Below are 21762 nucleotides of genomic sequence, written 5' to 3'. Positions count from 1 at the left end.
AGATGTGTAGAACCCAGCGCGATTCCGGTGAACGTCAAACTGCCTGCGTTCCACGTGAAGTCGGCGATGCCGATGATCAGCGGAATGGCCGCGGTCATCTGGTTGATCGGCTTGGCGAAGTCGACCCGGTTGGTCAACCAGATCCGGACACCTAGCACACCGACCAACCCGTAGAGCACGACGGTCGCGCCGCCGAGCACACCGGCCGGAATGGCCGAGATCGCCGCGCCGACCTTCGGGCACAGCGACAGCAGAATTGCCACCGTGCCCGCAACCCAGTACGCCGCAGTCGAATACACCCGTGTCGCCGCCATCACGCCGATGTTCTCCGCGTAGGTGGTCGTCGCCGACCCCCCGCCGAAACCGGCCAGCGTCGTGGCCACACCGTCGGCGGCCAGCGCCCGGCCCATCACGGGGTCGACGTCGGTGTCGGTCATCTGACCGACCGATTTCACGTGGCCGATGTTCTCTGCGACCAGCGCGATCACCGCGGGCAGAAACATCGGCAGCACCGCGAGGGTGAACGTCGGGGTCTGGAACTCCGGCAGCCCCAGCCACGGGGCGGCGGCGATCGCCGCGGTGTCGATCTCACCGAGCGCGAGCGCGAGAAGGTATCCGACGAGAACGGCCGCGAAGATGGCCAACCGGCCGATGATGCCGCGGAAGAAAGCCAGGGTTGCGACCAGCAGCACCAGCGTGACGAGACCGACCAGCGGACCCTGTTCGAAGTTGGCCTTGGCCGACGGCGCAAGGTTGAAACCGATGAGCGCGACGATCGCACCGGTCACCACCGGGGGAAGGGTCACGTCGAGCCAGTGCGTACCGACCAGGTGAACGAGCCCGCCGATCGCGATCAGGGCGAGGCCCACCGCCACGAGACCGCCGAGGGCGCTTCCCGTTCCGTGTGAGGCCACCGCCGCGGTGACCGGCGCGATGACTGAGAAGCTCGACCCCAGGTAGCTGGGCAGTCGATTGCCCGTGATGAGCAGGAACAGCACCGTTCCGACACCGGAGAACAACAGCGTCGTCGCGGGCGGGAAGCCGGTGAGTACGGGGACCAGGAAGGTCGCGCCGAACATGGCCACCACGTGCTGGGCGCCGAGCCCGATCGTTCGGCCCCAGCCGAGGCGTTCGTCGGGGGCGACGACGAAGTCGTCACCGGAATCTGCCTCGACGTGCTTCCAGGTCAGCTCGATCACGGTCTAAGACGGTAAGCCAGCGCGCCCACGAGCACCACGCAAGCGCCGGTCAGCACCGACGGGACGGGTAGCAGCAACGCCAGCAGCAGGCAACCGGCCAGCCCCACCGTCGGGACCGCTCGGCGACCCAGAGTCCAAGCCGAAGCGTTGGCGATCGCGTAGTAGACGAGCACCGTGAACGAGGAGAATCCGATTGCATTGCGCACGTCGACGGTCGCGGCCAGTACGGCGACGAGCACGCCGACGACGACCTCGGCGCGGTGCGGGCTGCCGAAGCGCGGGTGCACACGGGCCAGGGCGTGCGGCAGACGACGATCGCGCGCCATGGCCAGCGTCGTGCGGGACACCCCGAGGATGAGCGCCAGCAGCGAGCCGAGCGCCGCCACCGCGGCACCGACCCGCACGAGAGGCTCCAGGCCGCCGAACCCGGCGGCCCGCACCGCGTCGGCCAGCGGCGCGGTGGCCGACGCCGTTGCCGCACTTCCCAATTCGGACAGGACAGCGACGGCGACCAGTGCGTACACCGCGAGCGTGATGGCCAGCGCCATCGGGATTGCGCGGGGGATGGTGCGGGCCGGATCGCGGACCTCCTCGCCCAGCGTCGCTATCCGCGCATAACCGGCGAACGCGAAGAACAGCAACCCGGCGGCCTGCAGCACGCCGCCGACGGAGGCGTCGGTGCCGATCGACAACCGGCTGGCGTCGATGTCCCCGAAACCCAGGATCGTCACCACCACAGTGCCCAGCACCGCCAGCACCAGTCCCACGATGACGCGGGTCAGAAGCGCCGACTTGCGGATGCCTGCGTAGTTCACTGCCGTCAGAGCGACGACCGTCCCGACTGCAATCCCCCGGGCGGCATGCGGCCAGACGTAGTAGCCGACGGTGAGGGCCATCGCCGCGCAGGACGCGGTCTTGCCGACGATGAAGCTCCACCCCGCGGTGTGACCCCAGAACTCGCCGAGCCGTTCACGCCCGTAGACGTAGGTGCCGCCCGACTCCGGGTACCGCGCGGCGAGTCGGGCGGATGAGGTCGCGTTGCAGTACGCCACGACGGCGGCGACCGCCAGACCGATCAGCAGCCCCGATCCCGCGGCCGCCGCGGCGGGCCCCAGGGCGACGAAGATGCCCGCACCGATCATCGAACCCAGTCCGATGACCACGGCGTCGAAGGTGCCGAGTCGCCGAGGCAGCGCTGGGCCCGCCGGCGTGCTCACGCCGGAATGCTAGATCAGGCGTTGTCGTGGTGCGCCTGCAACGACTGGCGCGCCGACGTCGTCGCGGACGCGACGAGGGCCAGCAGCAGCGCGGCCGCGCCAGCCAGGGCCAGGGGGATGGTCCACAGCCGCCGCGTCAGCAGCGCCGTCTCGCACTGGTCGACGTAGTCGCCGCCGCCGGTGGCCGCGGCCGCTTGCGTCAGGTCGGACAGATACCCCGTCCCACACTTGATCTGGAATCCGTATTGGTCGTAGCTGTCCAGGAACACCGGGAAGTTCAACGCCAGCAGGGCGCCGGCCAGCACGATGGCGGCGATGATGCCGGTCCAGGCAAGGCGGTGGTGGTGGTCGGACAATGTGTTCCCCCGTTCATGTCATGCAGACATCGGCGAACAGCAGCACGGGCCAGGAAACGATCGCCCCCAGGTACGAGACGACCAGGTCGGCGCCGTTCATCTGCCGCAGGTGGTCGGTGTGGGTGGTCGACCAGAACACGCCGACCAGCAGGTACGGCGTGCCGAGGACGAGGGCCACCGTGATCAACTCGCCGATGGTGACCTGAAAGCCCAGTAGCTTGCGGAGCGCGCCGAACATCCCATTATGTTAATCGCCATTCTGCGTGGTCTGGCAAGTTCGCGCCGACGTCGACCGGTGAACTCGACCGGTGTGGGGGCACTCGGTCCGATATCGTGTCTGCCATGTCGCGCACTCGGCCGGCGAGCGGTGACGCGGTCCGGCGCCGGCCGAAGGACCGCAAGGCCCAGATTGCCCGGGCGTCGGCCGAGGCATTCAGCACGCTGGGGTTCTACGGCGTCAGCATGGAATCGATCGCCTCGCGGGTCGGGATTTCGGCGGCCGCGCTGTACCGGCACTACGCCAGCAAGTACGACCTGTTCCGCGACGCCGTGCTGAACCTGGGCCAGCAGTTGGTGGACGCCACCGCGTTCGCCGACGACGCCGACCTCGACGACCCGCAGGTGCAACTGCGGCGGCTTGCCGACGCGCTCGTCGAGACGGCACTGGCGAACCGGGAGTCGGGTGGCCTGTACCGCTGGGAGGGCCGCTATCTGCGCGGCGACGATCAAGCATCGTTGATCGCGCAGATGCGCACCGTCAACCACCGCATCCAGCGTCCGATCCGCGCCATGCGCCCGGGCTTGACCTCGCGGCAGGGGTGGATGCTGTCCATCGCGGTGCTGTCGGTCGTCGGCAGCATCGTCGACCATCGGGCCAAGCTGCCCGCCGCCCAGGTGCGGTCGCTGATCTCCGATCTCGCGGTCTCCCTGACGGCCACGGAGCTGCCGGACGGCGACGACGTCGCCGACGAGCCGGTCGCGCCGGTCTCCACCGGTGTCGAGCCGTCGAAGTATGAAGCGCTACTCAACGAGTCGATGCGCCTGTTCAACATCAAGGGGTATCGCGACACGGGCATGGAGGACATCGCCGCGGCCGTCGGCATGCCCGCCTCGGGGATCTACCGCTACTTCGCCGGCAAGAGCGACATCCTCGCCGCGGCCTTCCGCAGGGCGGCGGACCGGCTCTCCGAGGAGCTCACGGCGATCACCGGCGCGATCGCAGATCCCGAGGACGCGCTCGGCACCGTCATCGACGCCTACGTGGCCAGGTCGTTCGCGCAGCCAGAGTTGGAGTACGTCTACTACACCGAGCGGCTCAACATGTCGCCCACCGATCAGAAGATCCTGCGAAACATGCAGCGCGCCAACGTCGAATCGTGGGTGGAGTTGGTGGTCGCGGTGCGGCCGGAGTGGACGCCGGGCCAGGCCCGGTTCGCCGTCCACGCGGCCATGTCGCTGGTGATCGACCTGGGCCGGCTGATGCGGTACACCAACTCGCCGCAGAACCGTGCGGTGCTGCAGCGGCTGCTCGATATGACGCTGCTGGGGCGCTACCGGTTGCGCGCTACGTTGCCCGCCAAGTAGGCGAGGTAGCCGACGGTCCCGAGCAGCGCCAGCTTGCGGGTCTTGCGCGCGGCCAGCCCGAGCCCGAGCGCCGTCTCGAGGGCACCGTTGACGTAGATGTACTGCTGGGTGTTGCGAGGGAACGCCTGCACGGTCACCGACTCGAACAGCTCCGGTTTGACGAAATGCGCGAGACCGACGCCGGCGACACCCAGGCCGGCCAACGTGGCCGCGCGCGAACCGCCGCCCGAATCCTCATGTGACACAGCTGTTCCTCTCTGCTCAGGCGATCTGGTAATCGCTCAGAGGATACTGGGACGCCTCTTTGATGGCCTTGCGGGTCGAGGTCGGCTGCAGCAGCGTGGCCTCGCCGTTCGGATCGAAGTAATAGGACCGCGAACCCGCGCAGTGCCCGGCCATGAACACCGAATGGCCGATCAATTCCGTCATGCGGTCCAGGTACCGCGCGTTGGCTTCCTCGGTGACCTCGAACGTCGTCGCCCCGCGTCGCTTTATCTCGCCGAACAGCCGATCCATGTGGCGCATCTGGTATTCCATCGTGTTGAAGAAGTTCAATCCGAGGAACGCGTATGGGCTCGCCAGGCTCAGATAGTTGGGGAAGTAGGGGACCGTGACACCCTGATAGGCCTGAAAGCGGGTGTCGCGCCACCACTTACCGAGGTTGCGCCCCGCGCGCCCGACGATCTCGATCGCCGGGAAGTTGGCCTCCCACAGATCGAAGCCGGTCGCCAGCACCAGCGTGTCGATCTCGGTCTTGGTGCCGTCGCTGGCGACGATGCCGTCGGCTTCGATGTGATCGATTCCCGAAGTCTGCAGGTGCACATGCGGTTTGGTGAAGACGCGGTAGTAGCTGTTGGAGAACGTGGGGCGTTTGCAGCCGAAGTCGTAGTCCGGTGTCAGCTGCTTGCGCAGCTCGGGATCCCGAATCGAGAAGAAGCGGTGCATCTTCGCCACATCCGACGCCGCGACGTTGAGCCGCCGGAACAGCAGTCGGCTGTGGCGTAATCCGACATAGAGGAAGAACTCGTAAATCGCGTCGGTGACCGCCCGAAGAGCGCGCTGCGTCAACGGAATCCGAGCGAACAGCCGCTTGACACCCTCGGAGATCGGGAAATCGAGTCTGGGCACCACCCATACCGGCGTCCGTTGATAGACGGTCAGGTCCGACACCTTCTTCGCCAGCTCGGGAATGAGCTGAACTGCCGTCGCGCCGGTTCCGATGACCGCTGCGCGACGGCCCGTCAGTTCGTAGGTGTCATCCCAGTCGGTGGTGTGAATGATCTTGCCCGCGAAGCTCGCGATACCCGGGATGTCGGGCGTGTGCGGTTGTGACAGGAAGCCGGTGGCGGTGATCAGGTAGCGCGCCGTCAGCGACTCACCGTCGGCCAAGGCGACCCGCCACACGTTGGCCTCTTCCTCCCAGAACGCACCTTCGACGGTGGTGTTGAACCGCATATGCCTGCGCACGTCGTACTTGTCGGCGACGTCGCCGGCATACCGCTTGATCTCGGTCCCCGTGGAGTACAACCGGGACCAGTTCGGGTTGGGTTCGAAGTAGTACGAGTAGGTGGTCGTCGGCACGTCCACCGCCAATCCCGGGTAGTGATTGACGTGCCAGGTGCCGCCCAGGTCGTCCTCGCGGTCGAGGATGACGAAGTTCTCGTAGCCCAACCGCTTGAGCTGGATGGCCGCGCCGATCCCCCCGAAACCGGCGCCGACGATAACGGCGTCGAATTGTCCGGAAGTCATGAAAAAACGGTACCTCAGGCAGCGGATACGGCCCGTCGGCGTGCCGAAGCGACCTCAGCCCTTGATCGTTCCGGATCGCGGCGGCTCGAGGGTCGCGATGCAGGTCACGGCGCGGTCGCCCTGCTCCCATGTCTCGGCAGTGGGATAGAGCACATACAGCTGTACGGACGTGTCCGTCATCGCGGCCGGCGAGTAGGCGGCCAGTTCGGGGCTGCATTTCTCGGCATAGGCGTCGATCGCCGCCTGGCCGGGAAAGTCACCGTCGGGCATCTGGAGCACCGCAAAGACCTCGCCGGCGTGGGCCCGATCACATCCGACCGTCTTCACGGTCAGCACCCGGGTGTTCGACGGGATCTCGGCCAGGCAGTCGCCCTCCTTGACGTCGGTCGCGGTCACCGTCCCGTTGCCGACCAGGAAGTAGATCAGCAGCCCGACGACGAGCGCGACCACCCACAGCGCCGACAGCACCAGGCCCGCGATCGCCATGCCGCGACCGCCCTGGCCCTCCCTGGCCTTCCTCAGGCCCACGACGCCGCAGACGACGCTGATCAGTACGCCACCGAGCAGACCGAAGATCAGCGAGATGACGGCCCACCAATTCGTGGACCGCTGTTGGGGCGGCGCGTAATAGGACGGTTGCTGCGAGTACGGAGGCGGCGGCGGTGGCGGCGGATACGCGGACGCGGGCGGCGCGTACGGATCGGGCGGTTGGCCCCCGTAAGGCGGCGGTCCGTACGGCGGGGGAGGGCCCGGCGGCGTGGTCACGCGAGCAACCGTAGCGCGGCGATCGCCATCTAGCTGCGGATCGATCCCCAGCGCTCGTTCTTGGCCATCGCGACGCAGACCACCGAGCGCGACCCTTCCGACCAGGCCTGCGCGCTCGGGACGCCGAGTGCGAGCCGAAAGGTCGGGCCCTCGGGGATGTTCGGCGCGTAGTCGAACAGCTTTCCGCTGCACTGGTCGCCGAGCCGCCTCAGCGTGTCCTCGCCGGGATACTCGCGTGTGTCGGGTGCACGCACGATCGCGAAGACTTCCCCGTAATGCGGCCCGTCGCACGTCACCCGTTTGACTTCGTGCGGCAGGACATCGTTTTCGGACGTCCGCACACAGTCACCGAGGGCCAAGAGGTCGGCCCGCACCGGAGTCGTCAGCCGGGGCGCGACGATGTAGAACCAGCCGATCGTCGCGAGCGCGACGACGCCGACAACGACGACCGCGACGATCACCCAGTGGCTAGGACGCACCCAGTAACAGTAATGCCGCATTGACCGCCAGCGCGGGCACATCGAGCGACTTGGAGCCCAGATCGTGCCGGGCACCGGTGATCTCGACGACCTCGCTGCGCGCGCCGATCAGCCCTGCCGCGGGCCGCAATTCGTCGATCGAGCCGAACGGGTCGGCGGTGCCGTGGGTGAACACCGTCGGCACCGCGATGCGCGGAAGGTGTTCGGTGCGGGCACGTTCGGGCTTACCGGGCGGGTGCAGCGGATAGGAGAACAGCGTCAGCACGGCGATGTCGGCGGCCCCGTCGGCGACCGCCATCGAAGTCATCCGGCCACCATAGGAGTGCCCGCCTGCGATGACCGGACCGTCGACGAGGGTGCGGGCCAGCTCGACGGCCTCGACCACTCCGGCCTGATCGGTTTTGGCGGATCCGGACGGCGGACCCTTGGGGCGGCGGCGCCGGTACGGCAGGTTGTAGCGCACCGCGAGCCAACCACGCGCCGCCCACTCGTCGCACAGCCTGATGAGCAGCGGTGCCTGGTTGCTTCCACCTGCGCCGTGGGTGAGCACGACGGCACCGGCGGGGTCACCCACGGGCTCGTGCGCGACACCCGCGATGGCCTCTAGGTTCACTCGGCCAACCTGAACAGCGCCGATACCGGGCCGTGCCCGTGTCCCAACGGATAAGCGGCGCACAGACATTCGGTCACCCAGCGTTTGCCGAACGCGACGGCCTCAGGTACGGGGTAGCCGTGCGCCAGCGCGCTGGCGATCGCCGCGGCGAGCGTATCCCCGGCGCCGTGGTCGTGTCCGGTGTCGATGCGCGTGGCATCGAACTCGTGGAACTCGGTGCCGTCGAACAACAGATCGGGGCTTTGTGCCGAGGCGCGCAGGTGCCCGCCTTTGACCAGCGCCCACTGCGGTCCGAGGGCGTGCAGCGCGCGGGCGGCCTCCCGTTGTGTCGCGTCGTCGACGACCTCTATATCGACGAGCAGGCGCACCTCGTCGAGATTCGGCGTGACCAGGGTGGCCAGCGGGAACAGTTGCGTGCGTAGCGAATTCAGCGCACTGGGATGCAGAAGGGGATCGCCGTGCATGGAGGCGCACACCGGGTCGAGGACCAACGGCACCGAACCCGCCAGGCCGTGCGCGCGCCAGGCGTCGGCGACGGTGTCGATGATGTCGGACGACGCGAGCATTCCCGTCTTGGCGGCCTGGACACCGATGTCGGAGGCCACCGCTTCGATCTGACCGGCGATGACGTCAAGCGGGATCTCGTGAAAACCCTTGACGCCGAGCGAGTTCTGAATAGTGACAGCGGTGACCGCGACCAGGCTGTGCACCCCGAGCAGCGCGAACGTGCGCATGTCGGCCTGGATGCCGGCACCTCCGCCGGAGTCGGACCCGGCGATGGTCAGCACCCGCACCGGTGTGACGCCCGGCTCGGGCAACGGCAGATAGCTCATGCCAGCGGTAGATATACGCGGTTGCCGTGTTCGGCGAATTCGCGTGACTTCTCGTCCATTCCCATCTGCATGGCGGCTTCGATCGCCTCCTCGCTGTCCAGACCGTGCGCGGCGGCGTAGTCGCGAACATCCTGAGTGATCCGCATGGAACAGAACTTGGGCCCGCACATCGAGCAGAAGTGCGCTGTCTTCGCCGGTTCGGCGGGCAGCGTCTCGTCGTGGTACTCACGCGCGGTGTCGGGATCGAGCGACAGCGCGAACTGGTCCTTCCAGCGGAACTCGAAGCGCGCGCGGGACAACGCGTCGTCGCGCTCCTGAGCGTGCGGGTGGCCCTTCGCGAGATCTGCGGCGTGCGCGGCGATCTTGTAGGCGATGACCCCGTCCTTGACGTCCTTGCGGTCGGGTAGGCCCAGGTGTTCCTTCGGCGTGACGTAGCACAGCATCGCGGTGCCCGCCTGGGCGATGATCGCCGCGCCGATGGCGCTGGTGATGTGGTCGTAGGCGGGGGCGATGTCGGTCGCCAACGGGCCCAGGGTGTAGAACGGCGCCTCCTCGCACCACTCCTCCTCGAGCCGCACGTTCTCCACGATCTTGTGCATCGGCACATGGCCGGGACCTTCGATCATCACCTGCACGCCATGCGATTTCGCGATCTTGGTGAGCTCGCCGAGGGTGCGCAGCTCGGCGAACTGCGCAACATCGTTGGCGTCGGCGATCGAGCCGGGCCGCAGCCCGTCACCGAGTGAGAACGTCACGTCGTAGCGCTGCAGGATCTCGCACAGTTCGCCGAAGTGGGTGTAGAGGAACGATTCGGTGTGGTGCGCCAGGCACCAGGCGGCCATGATGGAACCACCGCGGCTGACGATGCCGGTGACGCGCTTGGCCGTGAGCGGGACGTAGCGCAGCAGCACACCCGCGTGCACGGTCATGTAGTCCACGCCCTGCTCGCACTGTTCGATCACGGTGTCGCGGTACAACTCCCACGTGAGCGCGGCGGGATCACCGTTGACCTTCTCCAGCGCCTGGTAGATCGGCACGGTGCCCACGGGCACCGGGGAGTTGCGCAGGATCCACTCGCGCGTGGTGTGGATGTCGCGGCCGGTGGACAGGTCCATGATCGTGTCGGCGCCCCACCGGGTGGCCCACACCATCTTCTCGACCTCTTCGGCGATCGAACTGGTCACCGCCGAATTGCCGATGTTGGCATTGACTTTCACCGCGAAGGCCTTGCCGATGATCATCGGCTCGGTCTCGGGGTGGTTGTGATTCGCGGGGATGACGGCCCGGCCCGCGGCGACCTCGTCGCGGACCAACTCGGCGGGGACGCCTTCGCGGGCCGCGATGAAGGCCATCTCGGCGGTGATCTCGCCGGCGCGGGCCCGCTGCAGCTGGGTGCCGCGGTCGCGTGCGACGCCGGGCCGTGCCGACAGGCCCGCCTGCAGATCGAGGTCCGCCGTCGGGTCGGTGTACGGACCGGAGGTGTCGTACAGGTCGAGGTGTTCGCCGTTGGACAGGTGCACCCGGCGGAACGGCACCTTCGCGCCGGGCACCCCGTCGAGTTCGCGGTAGACCTTCGTGCTGCCCTCGATGGGGCCGGTGGTCACGGTGACAGAACCATTCGCGACGTGCGTCATTTGATCAATCTCCCTACGCCGGCATTACCCGGTCAGGTTCGTACGGTCGACGGGCCCACCCGTCCTCTCAGCGCACTGGTGTGCGCTCCCGTGTGCGGACGCCTGCCACGCTAGCGCAGCCGCGTCGTCGAAGGGAGTACGAAACTGCGCGGAATTTGTGGGGGAGTAATTTGTATAGCTAATATATGTGTTTTCCGCCGTGGCGGCGCCCATCGACCCCGGAGCGAAGTAGACAGCGACAGCGATGACCCCTGAGACCACCAAGCCTGCGATGGCGCCCGACGCCGAGGCGGCGCTCACCGAAACGACGCGTCGACGGATGCTGATGGACCACGATCACCCGCGATACAAGTGGATCGCCTTATCCAATACGACGCTGGGCATGCTGCTCGCCGCGATCAACGCCTCGATCGTGCTGATCTCGCTGCCGGCGATCTTCCGCGGCATCGGCTTGAACCCGCTGGCGCCTGCCAATGTCAGCTACCTGCTGTGGATGCTGATGGGGTACCTCGTCGTCACCGCGGTGCTGGTGGTGTTCTTCGGACGCCTCGGCGACGTCTTCGGCAGGGTCCGCATCTACAACCTCGGCTTCGCCGTCTTCACCGTCGCGGCGATCGCATTGTCCTTCGACCCGTTCCAACTCGGCGCCGGGGCGATGTGGCTGATCGCCTGGCGTGTGGTTCAGGGTGTGGGCGGTGCGATGCTGATGGCGTCGTCGGGCGCCATCCTCACCGATGCGTTCCCCGCCAATCAACGGGGCATGGCGCTGGGGGTGAACATGACGGCCGCGGTGGCCGGGTCGTTCCTCGGCTTGCTGATCGGCGGAGTGCTCGCCGAGATCCATTGGCAGGCGATCTTCTGGGTCGGTGTGCCCATCGGGCTGCTCGGAACGGTCTGGAGTTACCGGTCGCTGCGCGAACTCGGTGTGCGGACGCCGGGGCGGCTCGACTTGGCCGGCACCCTGACGTTCGGCATCGGCCTGACCGCGCTGCTGGTCGGCATCACCTACGGCATTCAGCCCTACGGCAATTCGTCGACGGGTTGGACGAATCCGTGGGTGCTCGGTTCGATCATCGGCGGGTTCGCGCTGCTGGTCGCGTTCTGCCTCATCGAACTGCGGGTGCCGCAGCCGATGGTCAACATCCGGCTGTTTCGGTCCACCTCGTTCGGTATGGGCAATCTCGCCGGGCTGATGTCGTCGGTAGGCCGCGGCGGCCTGCAGTTCATGTTGATCATCTGGCTGCAGGGCATCTGGCTTCCGCTGCACGGCTATGACTTCGAATCGACGCCGCTGTGGGCGGGCATCTATCTTCTGCCCGCGACGTTCGGCTTCCTGATCGCGGCACCGCTCGCCGGCTCGCTTGCCGATCGATTCGGCGCCCGGTGGTTCACCGTCGGCGGAATGCTGCTGATGGCCGTGTGTTTCGTTGCCCTGGTGATGATCCCGGTGAATTTCGATTACTGGGTTTTCGCGGTCCTGGTGTTCTTCAACGGCTTGGGCGGCGGCATCTTCACCGCCCCGAACACCGCGGCGATCATGTCGAGCGTGCCCGCCGCCGAACGCGGCGCCGCGTCGGGCGTGCGGTCGACGTTCTTCAACGCCGGCTCGGCACTGTCGATCGGCATCTTCTTCTCGCTGATGATCGTTGGCCTGGCCAACACGCTGCCTGAGGCGCTCAATGCGGGCCTGCAGGAGCAGGGCGTCTCCGCACCTGTGGCGCACGACGTGGCCAACCTGCCTCCGGTCGGGAGCCTGTTCGCGGCCTTCCTCGGCTACAACCCGATGGCCGAACTCCTCGAGCCCTACCACGCCCTTCAACAGCCCGGTGTGGATGCCGAAACCCTGACGGGCCAGACGTTCTTCCCGCATCTGATCACCGGACCGTTCCACAGCGGGCTGGTCGTGGTGTTCGTCGCCGCGGCGGTGATGATGCTCATCGGCGCGGTGGCGTCGATCTTCAACCCGGGGAACTACGGCGATCAATCGAACGAGGACGCCGCCTCCGGTCAGGCCAGTTCGATCAAGACCGGGGCGTGATCGCTCGGCGCCCCGACGCGGTCCTTGCCGCTCTTGCGTTCGTCGCGGACGATCTCGGCGTGGGTGACGCGCTCGGCGAGTGCGGGTGAGCCGAGTATGAAATCGATGCGCATACCGCGGTTCTTCGGGAACCGCAGCTGCGTGTAGTCCCAGTACGTGAAGACCGCCGGTCCAGGGGTGAACGGCCGAACCACATCCGCGAAACCCGTTTCGACCACCGCGTTGAAGGCAGCGCGCTCGGGTTCGGTGACGTGGGTGCTGTTGCGGTAGAACTCCACACTCCACACGTCATCGTCCGTGGGCGCGATGTTCCAGTCGCCAACCAGCGCGATTTGGGCCACCGGATCGTCGGACAACCACTTCTGTGCCGTATCGCGGAGCGCGTCAAGCCATTCCAACTTGTACTCGTAGTGCGGCGAGCCGACGAATCGGCCGTTCGGCACGTAGAGGCTCCACACCCGAACGCCGTTGCACGTGGCGCCGATAGCGCGGGCTTCGGCGGCCGCCTCCACTTCGGGTTTGTCGCTCCAGCTGGGTTGGTCGTCGAACCCGACCTGTACGTCGTCGATGCCGACGCGGGACGCGATCGCCACGCCGTTCCACTGGTTGAACCCGCAATGGGTCACCTCGTAGCCGGCCGCGAGGAACGGCATGACCGGGAACTGCTCGTCGTTGCACTTGGTCTCCTGCATCGCCAACACGTCGACGTCGGCGCGCTCGAGCCAGTCGGTGACCCGCTCGACGCGGGCCCGAATCGAGTTGACGTTCCAGGTGGCGATCCGCATGGCCTACAGGCTACGAGCGTCGACATAGCGGCTGCGGTGCTGCGTGGTGAAACCCATCGACCGGTAGAGGCCGAGGGCCACCGCGTTGTCGACGAGCACCTGTACGTAGCCGCGGGTGGCTCCGCGTTCGGCGCCCCAGTGCAGGAGCGTCGCGCACAGGGCACGCGCCAGTCCCCGGCCGCGGGCCTGTTCGTCGACGCGCACCGCCGACAACCCGACCCAACGCCGACCGTCCGGCGCCGTCGTCACTGCGGCCCTGCCCACCGCCGCGCCGGGAATCGACGCGAACGTGACCTCGCCGTCGACGACGGCGGTCAGAACCTCGACCGGCACGTCGCGTCGATACAGGCCCAACCACTGCGCGTCGGGGGTCGGGGTGAGGCGCACCCGCTCGTCGAGCACTGTATGAGGCAAATCGCTTGTCATGACCTCGGTTTCGAGGTGGGGCGGAACCGGAGCCGCGCCGAACAGTCGATCGGGCACCGACAGCCAAGGCGTCAGTCCCCGTTCGCCGTACCAGTCGACGATAGCCGTAATGGCCGTCGCGTCGGCGTCAAAGCCAAGGGGCACAGCGGAGTTGGCGCGATGAGTATGACCGTCGGCGGCGCGTAACAACCAGCCGCCGAGCCACTTCTGTTCGACCCCGGGCCACGCCATGGCCGCCGCGTGTTCGGTGTTGCGGATGTCGGCGGTGCGCACCGGCGCAGCAGTGAGCGTCTTGACGGCCACGACGTCGTCGACCGCGACCTGCACCACGGTGCCCGTCTTTGTCCGGATGCCAAGTGTCGCACCGACATCGACGACGTGTCCGATCACGTCGGTCAGCGGCGGTGTCGAACCGGCCGGTCGCCGGTAACGCACCATCACCCGCGTTCCGACCGCGGGCAGCTCGGCCACGGTCAGTGACCGAACGGATCGGGATCCTTACCGGGCATCCACGACAACCCCGGCACACCCCAGCCGTGCGATTTCACCGCGCGCTTGGCGCTGCGCGCATGCCTGCCGACCAAGCGGTCCAGATAAAGGAAGCCGTCGAGGTGGCCGGTCTCATGCTGCAGCATCCGGGCGAAGAGGTCGGTGCCCTCGAGGGTGATCGGATTGCCTTCGGCGTCCAGACCCGTCACCCGAGCCCAGTCGGCCCGCCCCGTCGGAAAAGACTCTCCGGGCACCGACAGGCAACCCTCGTCGTCATCGTCCGGATCCGGCATGGTCTCGGGAACCTCGGAGGTTTCGAGCACCGGGTTGACGACCACGCCGCGGCGGCGGGTCAGACGACCGCGCACCTCGGCGCAGTCGTAGACGAACACCCGCTTGGACACCCCGATTTGATTCGCGGCCAAGCCAACCCCGTTCGCCGCGTCCATCGTGTCGAACAGGTCGGCGATCAAATCCGCGAGATCGGGGGGCAGCGAACCGTCCTCTCCGACCGGCACCGGCTCGGTGGCCGTGTGCAGGACGGGATCTCCTACGATGCGGATCGGAACGACTGCCATGCGCAAAATCTTAGGTCGGCAATGGTTGCTGGCCGACTCGCGGGCATGTCGAAGCGCTCATCGGCCGATCACGTGGTTGAATGAGCGCCGAACCACAGCGATGTCATTCAAGTTGTCGGAAGGGTCCAAGAGCCAGATGGACGGCGCGATCGCGCGGACTGAACAATCCGGAGACAACTCTGAACTCTCCGACGGGCTGACCCGGCGCGAGCACGACATTCTCGCGTTCGAGCGGCAGTGGTGGAAGTACGCCGGCTCCAAGGAAGACGCCATCAAAGAGTTGTTCTCCATGTCGGCCACCCGCTACTACCAGGTCCTCAATGCGCTCGTGGACCGGCCGGAGGCGCTCGCCGCCGATCCGATGCTGGTCAAGCGGCTGCGGCGACTGCGGGCCAGCAGGCAGAAGGCGCGGGCGGCACGCCGCCTCGGCTTCGACGTCACCTGAGTTACCCGGGCCGCGTGGCCCGCTCGATAAGGTGGGCGCAATGAACCAGCGAGATTCGTCGGGGCTGCCGCTGCGCGCCATGGTGATGGTGTTGCTCTTCCTCGGCGTCGTGTTCCTGTTGGTCGCGTTCCAGGCGATGGGTGGCGACAGCGACGACGACGACGCGCCACCGCTGGCCACGACGACCACGACCACCACGCCGACCACCTCGGCCACGCCCAAACCCGCCGAGGCCGAGGTTCGGGTGTTCAACATCTCCACGGTGCAGGGCGCGGCGGAGGGCACCGCCGGACGGCTGCGCGAGGCCGGCTGGAACGTCACCGAGACCGGCAACCTCGAACTGCCGGAGGTCACGGCCACCACCGTGTACTTCAGCGACGCGCCCGGCGAGCAGAAGGCCGCAGAAGAGGTGGGGCGTCTACTCGAGGCGCCCGTCGAACCGCGGTTGCCCGCACTCGCCGAACAACCGCCGGGCGTCATCGTGGTGGTCACCGGTTAGGCTCTTGCACATGTTCAAGACCGTCGCCGCCGCTGCCTTGTTCGCAATTCCCGCTTTGGCCTTGAGCGCCTGCTCGTCACCCGAGGAGCCCAGCAACGTTCAGGGCACCCCGCCGCCCGTGTGGACGGGGTCGCCGCCTCCGTCGGCTCCGCCGGGTGAGGGCGGCGGCGGCCATGGTGGCGGACAGGGCCAGGGTCAGAATCAAGGCCAGGGCGAGGGTCAGGGGTCCGGTGAGACCCTCAGCGCCGAACTGAAACTGGCCGACGGTACGCCGGTGGCCAAGGCCGACATCCAGTTCAGCGGCGGCTACGCGACGATCACCGTCGAGACCACGGCATCGGGCAAGCTGACTCCCGGCTTCCACGGCATGCACATCCATCAGGTCGGCAAGTGTGAGGCCAACTCGGTCGCGCCGACCGGCGGTGCGCCGGGGAACTTCAACTCCGCGGGTGGGCACTTCCAGGTGCCCGGCCACAGCGGCCACCCGGCCAGCGGCGACCTGTCGTCGCTCCAGGTCCGCGAGGACGGTTCGGCGAAGGTGGTGACGACCACCGACGCGTTCACCGCCGAGGAGCTGACCTCAGGCGCGGGAACCGCGATCATCATCCACGAGAAGGCGGACAACTTCGCCAACATCCCGCCGGAGCGCTACCAGCAGGTCAACGGTGACCCGCCGCCGGATGCGACCACTCTGGCGACCGGTGACGCCGGATCGCGGGTGGCATGCGGTGTTATCCGTACCGGCTAACAGCCACATCGACTTCGTCGGCTCGCCGCGACCCACGGTCGGGGTCGAGTGGGAGTTCGCTCTTGTCGACGCGACGACGCGGGATCTGAGCAACGAGGCCACCGCGGTCATCGAGGAGCTCGGCGAGAACAACCCGCGCGTGCACAAAGAGCTGCTGCGCAACACCGTCGAGATCGTCACGGGCATCTGTGATTCGGTGCCCGAGGCCATGGAGGACCTGCGCTCGACGCTCGGGGCGGCGCGCGAGATCGTCCGGTCCCGCGGCATGGAGCTCTTCTGCGCAGGCACCCACCCGTTCGCGAAGTGGTCGCCGGGCAGCCTGACCGACGCCCCGCGCTACGCCGAGCTGATCAAGCGCACTCAGTGGTGGGGCAGGCAGATGCTGATCTGGGGCGTGCACGTCCATGTCGGAGTCCGGTCCGCGCACAAGGTGATGGCGATCAACACCTCGCTGCTCAACCACTATCCGCATCTGCTGGCACTGTCGGCGTCCTCCCCGTTCTGGGATGGTCAGGACACCGGCTACGCATCCAACCGGGCAATGATGTTCCAGCAGTTGCCGACGGCGGGCTTGCCGTTCCACTTCCAGACCTGGGCTGAGTGGGAACGATTCGTGTACGACCAGAAGAAGACCGGCATCATCGACCACATGAACGAGATCCGTTGGGATATCCGGCCTTCGCCGCACATCGGCACCGTGGAGGTACGGGTCTTCGACGGGGTGTCCAATCTGCGCGAGCTGAGTGCGTTGGTGGCGTTGACGCACTGCCTGGTCGTCGACCTCGACAGGCGGCTCGACGCGGGTGAGTCGTTGCCGACCATGCCGCCGTGGCACGTGCAGGAGAACAAGTGGCGCGCAGCGCGTTACGGCCTGGACGCGATCATCATTCAGGACGCCGACAGCAACGAGCGCCTGGTGACCGAGGATCTCGACGAGCTGCTCAACCGGCTCGAACCGGTGGCCGCGTCGCTGCACTGCGCCGACGAACTCCGCGGGGTCGAGGAGATCTACAGATCCGGCGCGTCGTATCAGCGACAGCGCCGCGTCGCTGAGGAGCACGACGGTGACCTGCGCTCCGTCGTCGACGCGCTGGTCGCCGAACTGGATCTGTAGGCGGTGGCGGCGATCCCGATGTTCCCGCTGCAGGTGGCGATGCTGCCGGGCGAGGACCTGCCGCTGCGCATCTTCGAACCGCGTTACAGCGCACTGGTTTCGGACTGTCTGGCCACCGAGGATCCGGCGTTCGGCGTTGTGCTGATCACCGCGGGGCGTGAGGTGGGCGGCGGGGATGTCCGCAGCGATGTGGGCGCTCTGGCCCACATCGTCGAGGTCGCAGATTTCGGCGATGGCCGTTACCGCCTCAAATGCACGATGGGCGAACGCATCCGGGTCATCGAATGGCAGCCCGACGACCCGTATCCGCGCGCCGCAGTCGAACCGTGGCCCGACCAGCCGGGCGATCCCGTCGACGTGGACGCGATCCGCGATGTCGAGGATCGCATGGTCGCGTTGTTCGAGCGGATCGCAGCGGCGCGCGGCGGCGAGGTCAACGGCCGTGAATTCATCGCCGGTGCCGACGCCTCCGGCGACGCCGGTAAGTGGTTGTACGCGTTGACCTCCCGGCTGCCGATGGGGCAGGCCGACCGTTACGCCGTGCTGGCCGCACCGACAGCGGCAGCGCGGCTGGCCGCGCTCAGCGACGCGGTCGATACGGTCACGGCGATGGTCGAGTTCCAGTTGTCCTCGGGGGACTAGTCACTCGGCGAGCCGATCAGCAGGTCCGCTTTCCTTCGACGAACACCGTGCGTGGCGTGGTGTCGTCGGCTTCGCCCACGGCGCACCGGCCGTAGCGGTCCATCAGATCCGCCGCAGTGACGGCGTTGACATCCCAACCGTGGTCGGCAAGCCATTCGCTCACCTCGCTACGTTCCTCCACGTACCACAGGTTCTGGACGTCGTAGGCGTTCTCGTCGCCTTCCTCATCGGCCTGCTGCCGATACTCGCGTAGCTTCTCTTGGCGACTCGCCAGATACTCCGGATCGAAGAACCCCGCGCCGAACGCCTCGACGGCTATGCGGCTGCCTCGCGCGCTGAGTTCTGTGATCCGTTCGAACAACAGGTCCTGCCCGCTCGCCGGCAGATACGGCAGCAACCCCTCGGCCGCCCACGCGGTCGGCTCGCTCGGGTCGAATCCGGCATCGCGCAGCGCCCGCGGCCAATCGTCGCGAAGGTCGATCGGCACGGGAACGTATCGGGCAGTTGGCTCGACTTCGTTCTTGCTCAGGGTGTCGACCTTGAACGCCAGCACCTTGGGCTGGTCGATCTCGTAGACGACGGTGCCGTCGATCCAGGGCAACCGCCATGCCCGCGCATCGAGGCCGGCCGCGAGGATCACCGCCTGGTCGATGCCGTTGGCGCCGGCGGCGATGAAGAACTCATCGAACCACTTGGTGCGCGACGCGGCGTAACCGCCGATCGCTCGGATTCGCTCGACCATGTGGTTCGGAGGTTGTCGCCAACCGCGCTCGACAGCGGCGTCGATGAACATCTGGGCGTACGGGTCGGTGAAGAGCGGGCAGCCGGTGTTCTGCTCCTGCGCACGAGACCAGGCCACCCCGAGCGCGGTCGCGCCGACGCTTTCGGTGATGTCCCAGCTGTCGTCGTCAGTCCTGGCCATTGGCACCGCTTCCCGGGTGGTCGGCGAACTCATCAAACTCGTCCGCGGTCAACAGATCGTCTCGGACGTTCTGTTCCCGGTACGCGAGCTGACCAACCCGGTTCGCCACGACGGGAGCGGTGATGATGGTGAACAAGCCCGTGAGCACGAGCATGCCGACATCGGTGTTGCCCCGCAGTCGGATCGCGGCGCCCGCGATCACCAGCAGGAGCCCGAGCACCTGCGGTTTGGACGCCGCGTGCATCCGCGTCAGCGTGTCGGGGAAACGGACGATGCCGATCGCCGCGGTCAGCGCCAGCGTCGAGCCGCCCAGCACGAGCACGGCCGTGATGATGTCCAGCATCGTCATCGCCGGCCCCGGATCGTCCGCGGCTTGTCGACGTCGGGAACGCGGAACCGCGCCACGCTCACCGTCCCGACGAAGCTGATCAAAGCCAGCGCCGCCATCCCGTATGTCACGGTGCTGTCCAAGCTATAGGCGCCCCAGATGCCGATCCCGCACATGGCCACCGCGATCAGCGTGTCGACGGCGACCAGCCGGTCCAGGGTGCTAGGACCGGCCAGGAGCCGGAACATCGTGATCGCCGAGGCGGCGGTGATCATCACCGCGGCGATGACCCACACGGTATTCATGCTGCGTTCTCCTCGTGCGCCGGACGCCAATCCTCGGGACGTTCGAACGTTCGGACCAGCAGTCGTTCGATCACGGCCACCTGGTGGTAGAACGCGCTCAGCGCGCGGTCTGACCCGACGTCGATGACATGCATGTAGAGCAGGCGACGGGTCTGGTCGATCTCGAGCACGATCGATCCCGGAATCAGGTTGAAGATGATGACCGCCAGCGACAGCACGAGATCCGACTTCACCGAAAGTTGCGCGCGCAGCACGGCGGACAGTGGTGGGCGGGGTTTCAACGACAGCCACGCGACCTGCACGGACGACAGCACCAGCCGGTAGGCGACGGTGAGGATGAGCCGGATCAGCGACAGCACGTGCACCTTGCCCTCGACCGGCACGGCAGGCAGCGGCAGCAGCCAGGTGATCAACGTCGCAACGGCCAAGCCCGAAAGCACATTGGCCGCAGAGAACGTGCCCCACAACAAGATCCAGACCAGCACCAGCCAGCACAGGACCCAGATGCGCAACGCGACGCTTCTCATCGGTGCGGTTCTCGACGCCCTCATCGCTGCCTTCTGCTCTTCGCGCGAGCGCTCATCGCTGCCTTCTGCTCTTCGCGCAAGCGCTCATCGCTGCCCCACCACGGCGGTGATGTACTCAACCCTGTCGAGCACCTCCTGCGACGCCCTCTCGCTGTATCCGAAGATCGGTCCGGCGAGCACCGTCAGCGCCAGCCCGGCCGCGATCAGCGCGCCCGTCGGCCCGACCATTCCCGCCGGCATGCGACCGACGTGGTCGCGGTCGACGAACTGGATGTCCTCGGGTTCGTCGAGCAGTGCCGACGGCACCGCCGCGGACAGATGCCCTTCCGGCGCGTCCTCACGCGACCGCCAGAACGCCTTCGTCCACACCCGGACAACGACATACAGCGTCAGCAAGCTGGTCACCACGCCCCCGCCGACCAGCGTCCAGGCCAGCACCGAACCGTCCTCCGCACCCGCCTCGAGCAGCGCGACCTTGCCGATGAAACCGGAGAAGGGCGGTATACCACCGAGATTGAGCGCGGGCACGACGAACACGAACGCCAGCAACGGGCTGGCGGCCGCCAGCCCACCGAGGCGGTCCAACGTCGACGCGCCGGCCTGGCGTTCGATCAGCCCGACGACCAGGAACAGGGCCGTCTGCACGAGAATATGGTGCGCCACATAGTAAATCGCTCCCGACATGCCGAGCTGGCTGGACAGCGCGATGCCGAACACCATGTATCCGATGTGGCTCACCAGCGTGAACGACAGCAGTCGTTTGATGTCGCTCTGCGCGATCGCGCCGAAGATGCCGATCAACATCGTCAGCAGCGCCGCCACCAACAGTATCGGGTCCAGACCACCGCTGGGGAACAGCAGCGAGTGCGCCCGGATGATCGAGTACACGCCGACCTTGGTGAGCAGGCCTGCGAACACGGCGGTGACCGGCGCGGGTGCGGTCGGGTAGGAGTCGGGCAGCCAGGCCGAGAGCGGGAAGACCGCGGCCTTGATGCCGAACGCCACCAGCAGCACGGCGAACATCGCGGAACGGACGCCCCCCGACACGTCGTCCAGACGCACGGCGACCTCGGCCAGGTTCAGCGTTCCGGTGGCGCCGTACACCAGGGCGATGCCGAACAGGAATATCAGCGACCCGACCATCGACACCATCACATAGGAGATGCCGGCGCGCACACGGTCTTTACTCGCTCCGATGGTCAGCAGCACGAAGCTCGCGGCCAACAGCACCTCGAAGCCGACGAACAGGTTGAACAGGTCGCCCGCGAGGAACGCCATGCACACGCCGGCCGACAGCACCAGATAGGTGGGCATGAAGATCGACACCGGTTGGCGTTCGTCACCGTCGCGGACACCCTGTCCGATGGCGTAGAACACCACCGCCACCAACACGACCGACGAGACGACGAGCATCAGCGCCGACAAGCGGTGTCGATCTTCATGCCCACCTATCTGGTGCTGTCGGCCGGCGTGTGCATGGCGTTCCT

The 21762-nt window shown here is 67.1% G+C and carries 26 protein-coding genes and 1 riboswitch; of the genes, 7 read left to right on the top strand and 19 right to left on the bottom strand.

All coding sequences use genetic code 11. The annotated features are described in order from the left end of the window. The 4 genes from A5752_RS04240 to A5752_RS04225 form a co-directional block, all read right to left on the bottom strand. On the bottom strand, positions 1-1199 hold a 1199-nt coding region (locus A5752_RS04240; RefSeq protein WP_067082502.1), incomplete at its 3' end, for a uracil-xanthine permease family protein. Further along, positions 1196-2416, bottom strand: a complete 1221-nt coding sequence (locus tag A5752_RS04235; protein ID WP_082963743.1) for an APC family permease — start codon at positions 2414-2416, stop codon at positions 1196-1198. The genes A5752_RS04235 and A5752_RS04240, both read right to left, overlap by 4 nt. Before the next feature lie 14 nt (positions 2417-2430). Beyond that, a complete protein-coding gene (locus A5752_RS04230) occupies positions 2431-2772 on the bottom strand; it encodes a hypothetical protein (protein WP_067082499.1) in 342 nt (113 codons plus the stop codon). Positions 2773-2785: 13 nt separating this feature from the next. Continuing rightward, positions 2786-3010: a hypothetical protein gene (locus A5752_RS04225; protein ID WP_067082497.1), complete on the bottom strand. Its 225-nt coding sequence runs from the start codon at positions 3008-3010 to the stop codon at positions 2786-2788. A gap of 104 nt (positions 3011-3114) precedes the next feature. Between A5752_RS04225 and A5752_RS04220 the strand changes: the two genes are divergently transcribed. After that, on the top strand, positions 3115-4356 hold the full coding sequence (locus tag A5752_RS04220) for a TetR/AcrR family transcriptional regulator (protein WP_067082494.1): 1242 nt from the start codon (positions 3115-3117) through the stop codon (positions 4354-4356). On the opposite strand, the gene A5752_RS04215 is transcribed toward A5752_RS04220, so the two are convergent. From A5752_RS04215 to thiC, 7 genes are all read right to left on the bottom strand, one after another. Continuing rightward, the gene (locus A5752_RS04215; protein ID WP_067082493.1) at positions 4323-4601 is read right to left on the bottom strand and encodes a DoxX-related protein; all 279 of its coding nucleotides are present in this window, start codon (positions 4599-4601) and stop codon (positions 4323-4325) included. The genes A5752_RS04220 and A5752_RS04215 overlap by 34 nt on opposite strands. 16 nt (positions 4602-4617) lie before the next feature. Beyond that, positions 4618-6105: a flavin-containing monooxygenase gene (locus tag A5752_RS04210; protein ID WP_067082490.1), complete on the bottom strand. Its 1488-nt coding sequence runs from the start codon at positions 6103-6105 to the stop codon at positions 4618-4620. A 54-nt stretch (positions 6106-6159) separates the two neighbouring features. Further along, positions 6160-6870: a DUF4190 domain-containing protein gene (locus A5752_RS27670; protein ID WP_067082487.1), complete on the bottom strand. Its 711-nt coding sequence runs from the start codon at positions 6868-6870 to the stop codon at positions 6160-6162. A 29-nt stretch (positions 6871-6899) separates the two neighbouring features. Beyond that, the gene (locus A5752_RS04200; RefSeq protein ID WP_197500537.1) at positions 6900-7349 is read right to left on the bottom strand and encodes a septum formation family protein; all 450 of its coding nucleotides are present in this window, start codon (positions 7347-7349) and stop codon (positions 6900-6902) included. Then, complete coding sequence (locus A5752_RS04195) at positions 7339-7962, bottom strand: alpha/beta hydrolase family protein (protein ID WP_067082481.1); 624 nt, start codon at positions 7960-7962, stop codon at positions 7339-7341. The genes A5752_RS04200 and A5752_RS04195 overlap by 11 nt, the downstream gene beginning before the upstream one ends. Beyond that, complete coding sequence (gene thiD, locus A5752_RS04190) at positions 7959-8795, bottom strand: bifunctional hydroxymethylpyrimidine kinase/phosphomethylpyrimidine kinase (protein ID WP_067082476.1); 837 nt, start codon at positions 8793-8795, stop codon at positions 7959-7961. Before thiD ends, A5752_RS04195 begins: the two co-directional genes overlap by 4 nt. Continuing rightward, complete coding sequence (gene thiC / locus A5752_RS04185) at positions 8792-10429, bottom strand: phosphomethylpyrimidine synthase ThiC (protein ID WP_067082471.1); 1638 nt, start codon at positions 10427-10429, stop codon at positions 8792-8794. Before thiC ends, thiD begins: the two co-directional genes overlap by 4 nt. Continuing rightward, positions 10423-10531: riboswitch (TPP riboswitch) on the bottom strand. Its footprint overlaps the gene before it by 7 nt. Before the next feature lie 169 nt (positions 10532-10700). Here thiC and A5752_RS04180 point away from each other — a divergent pair. Then, a complete protein-coding gene (locus A5752_RS04180; RefSeq protein ID WP_067082517.1) occupies positions 10701-12467 on the top strand; it encodes an MFS transporter in 1767 nt (588 codons plus the stop codon). Here the strand turns inward: A5752_RS04180 and A5752_RS04175 are convergent. The 3 genes from A5752_RS04175 to A5752_RS04165 are packed head-to-tail and all read right to left on the bottom strand — an operon-like array spanning position 12437 to position 14745. After that, positions 12437-13252 (bottom strand): exodeoxyribonuclease III, encoded by an 816-nt coding sequence (locus A5752_RS04175; protein WP_067082468.1) that lies wholly within the window; start codon positions 13250-13252, stop codon positions 12437-12439. The genes A5752_RS04180 and A5752_RS04175 overlap by 31 nt on opposite strands. A 3-nt stretch (positions 13253-13255) precedes the next feature. Next, positions 13256-14149, bottom strand: coding sequence for an N-acetylglutamate synthase, CG3035 family (locus A5752_RS04170; protein ID WP_231983323.1), 894 nt, complete (start codon positions 14147-14149; stop codon positions 13256-13258). A gap of 2 nt (positions 14150-14151) precedes the next feature. Continuing rightward, positions 14152-14745: a peptide deformylase gene (locus A5752_RS04165; RefSeq protein ID WP_067082465.1), complete on the bottom strand. Its 594-nt coding sequence runs from the start codon at positions 14743-14745 to the stop codon at positions 14152-14154. A 136-nt stretch (positions 14746-14881) separates the two neighbouring features. On the opposite strand from A5752_RS04165, the gene napA reads away from it, so the two are divergent. From napA to A5752_RS04140, 5 genes are read left to right on the top strand one after another with little or no spacing between them, the layout of a single operon-like run. Beyond that, positions 14882-15190: a nucleoid-associated protein NapA gene (gene napA / locus A5752_RS04160; RefSeq protein ID WP_064351385.1), complete on the top strand. Its 309-nt coding sequence runs from the start codon at positions 14882-14884 to the stop codon at positions 15188-15190. Between the two features lie 40 nt (positions 15191-15230). Further along, positions 15231-15689 carry a LytR C-terminal domain-containing protein gene (locus tag A5752_RS04155; protein WP_067082461.1) on the top strand — a complete coding sequence of 153 codons (459 nt, stop codon included), beginning with the start codon at positions 15231-15233 and terminating at the stop codon, positions 15687-15689. Between the two features lie 10 nt (positions 15690-15699). Then, a complete protein-coding gene (gene sodC, locus A5752_RS04150; protein ID WP_067082459.1) occupies positions 15700-16437 on the top strand; it encodes a superoxide dismutase[Cu-Zn] in 738 nt (245 codons plus the stop codon). Then, positions 16418-17551: a glutamate--cysteine ligase gene (locus A5752_RS04145; protein WP_067082508.1), complete on the top strand. Its 1134-nt coding sequence runs from the start codon at positions 16418-16420 to the stop codon at positions 17549-17551. The genes sodC and A5752_RS04145 overlap by 20 nt, the downstream gene beginning before the upstream one ends. Positions 17552-17554: 3 nt before the next feature. Next, positions 17555-18193: an LON peptidase substrate-binding domain-containing protein gene (locus A5752_RS04140; protein WP_156613603.1), complete on the top strand. Its 639-nt coding sequence runs from the start codon at positions 17555-17557 to the stop codon at positions 18191-18193. A gap of 16 nt (positions 18194-18209) precedes the next feature. Here the strand turns inward: A5752_RS04140 and A5752_RS04135 are convergent, their stop codons facing one another. The 5 genes from A5752_RS04135 to A5752_RS04115 all read right to left on the bottom strand — a co-directional run. Then, a complete protein-coding gene (locus tag A5752_RS04135) occupies positions 18210-19115 on the bottom strand; it encodes an SAM-dependent methyltransferase (RefSeq protein WP_067082456.1) in 906 nt (301 codons plus the stop codon). After that, complete coding sequence (gene mnhG, locus A5752_RS04130; RefSeq protein WP_067082453.1) at positions 19102-19464, bottom strand: monovalent cation/H(+) antiporter subunit G; 363 nt, start codon at positions 19462-19464, stop codon at positions 19102-19104. The genes A5752_RS04135 and mnhG overlap by 14 nt, the downstream gene beginning before the upstream one ends. Beyond that, a complete protein-coding gene (locus A5752_RS04125) occupies positions 19461-19748 on the bottom strand; it encodes a monovalent cation/H+ antiporter complex subunit F (protein ID WP_067082449.1) in 288 nt (95 codons plus the stop codon). The genes mnhG and A5752_RS04125 overlap by 4 nt, the downstream gene beginning before the upstream one ends. Continuing rightward, a complete protein-coding gene (locus tag A5752_RS04120; protein WP_067082444.1) occupies positions 19745-20275 on the bottom strand; it encodes a Na+/H+ antiporter subunit E in 531 nt (176 codons plus the stop codon). Before A5752_RS04120 ends, A5752_RS04125 begins: the two co-directional genes overlap by 4 nt. Positions 20276-20359: 84 nt before the next feature. Further along, on the bottom strand, positions 20360-21762 hold a 1403-nt coding region (locus tag A5752_RS04115; RefSeq protein ID WP_067082505.1), incomplete at its 5' end, for a Na+/H+ antiporter subunit D.

Source organism: Mycobacterium sp. 852002-51961_SCH5331710 (genome assembly GCF_001665535.1).
GTDB lineage: Bacteria > Actinomycetota > Actinomycetes > Mycobacteriales > Mycobacteriaceae > Mycobacterium.
This window is presented reverse-complemented; position numbering and strand designations above follow the sequence as displayed.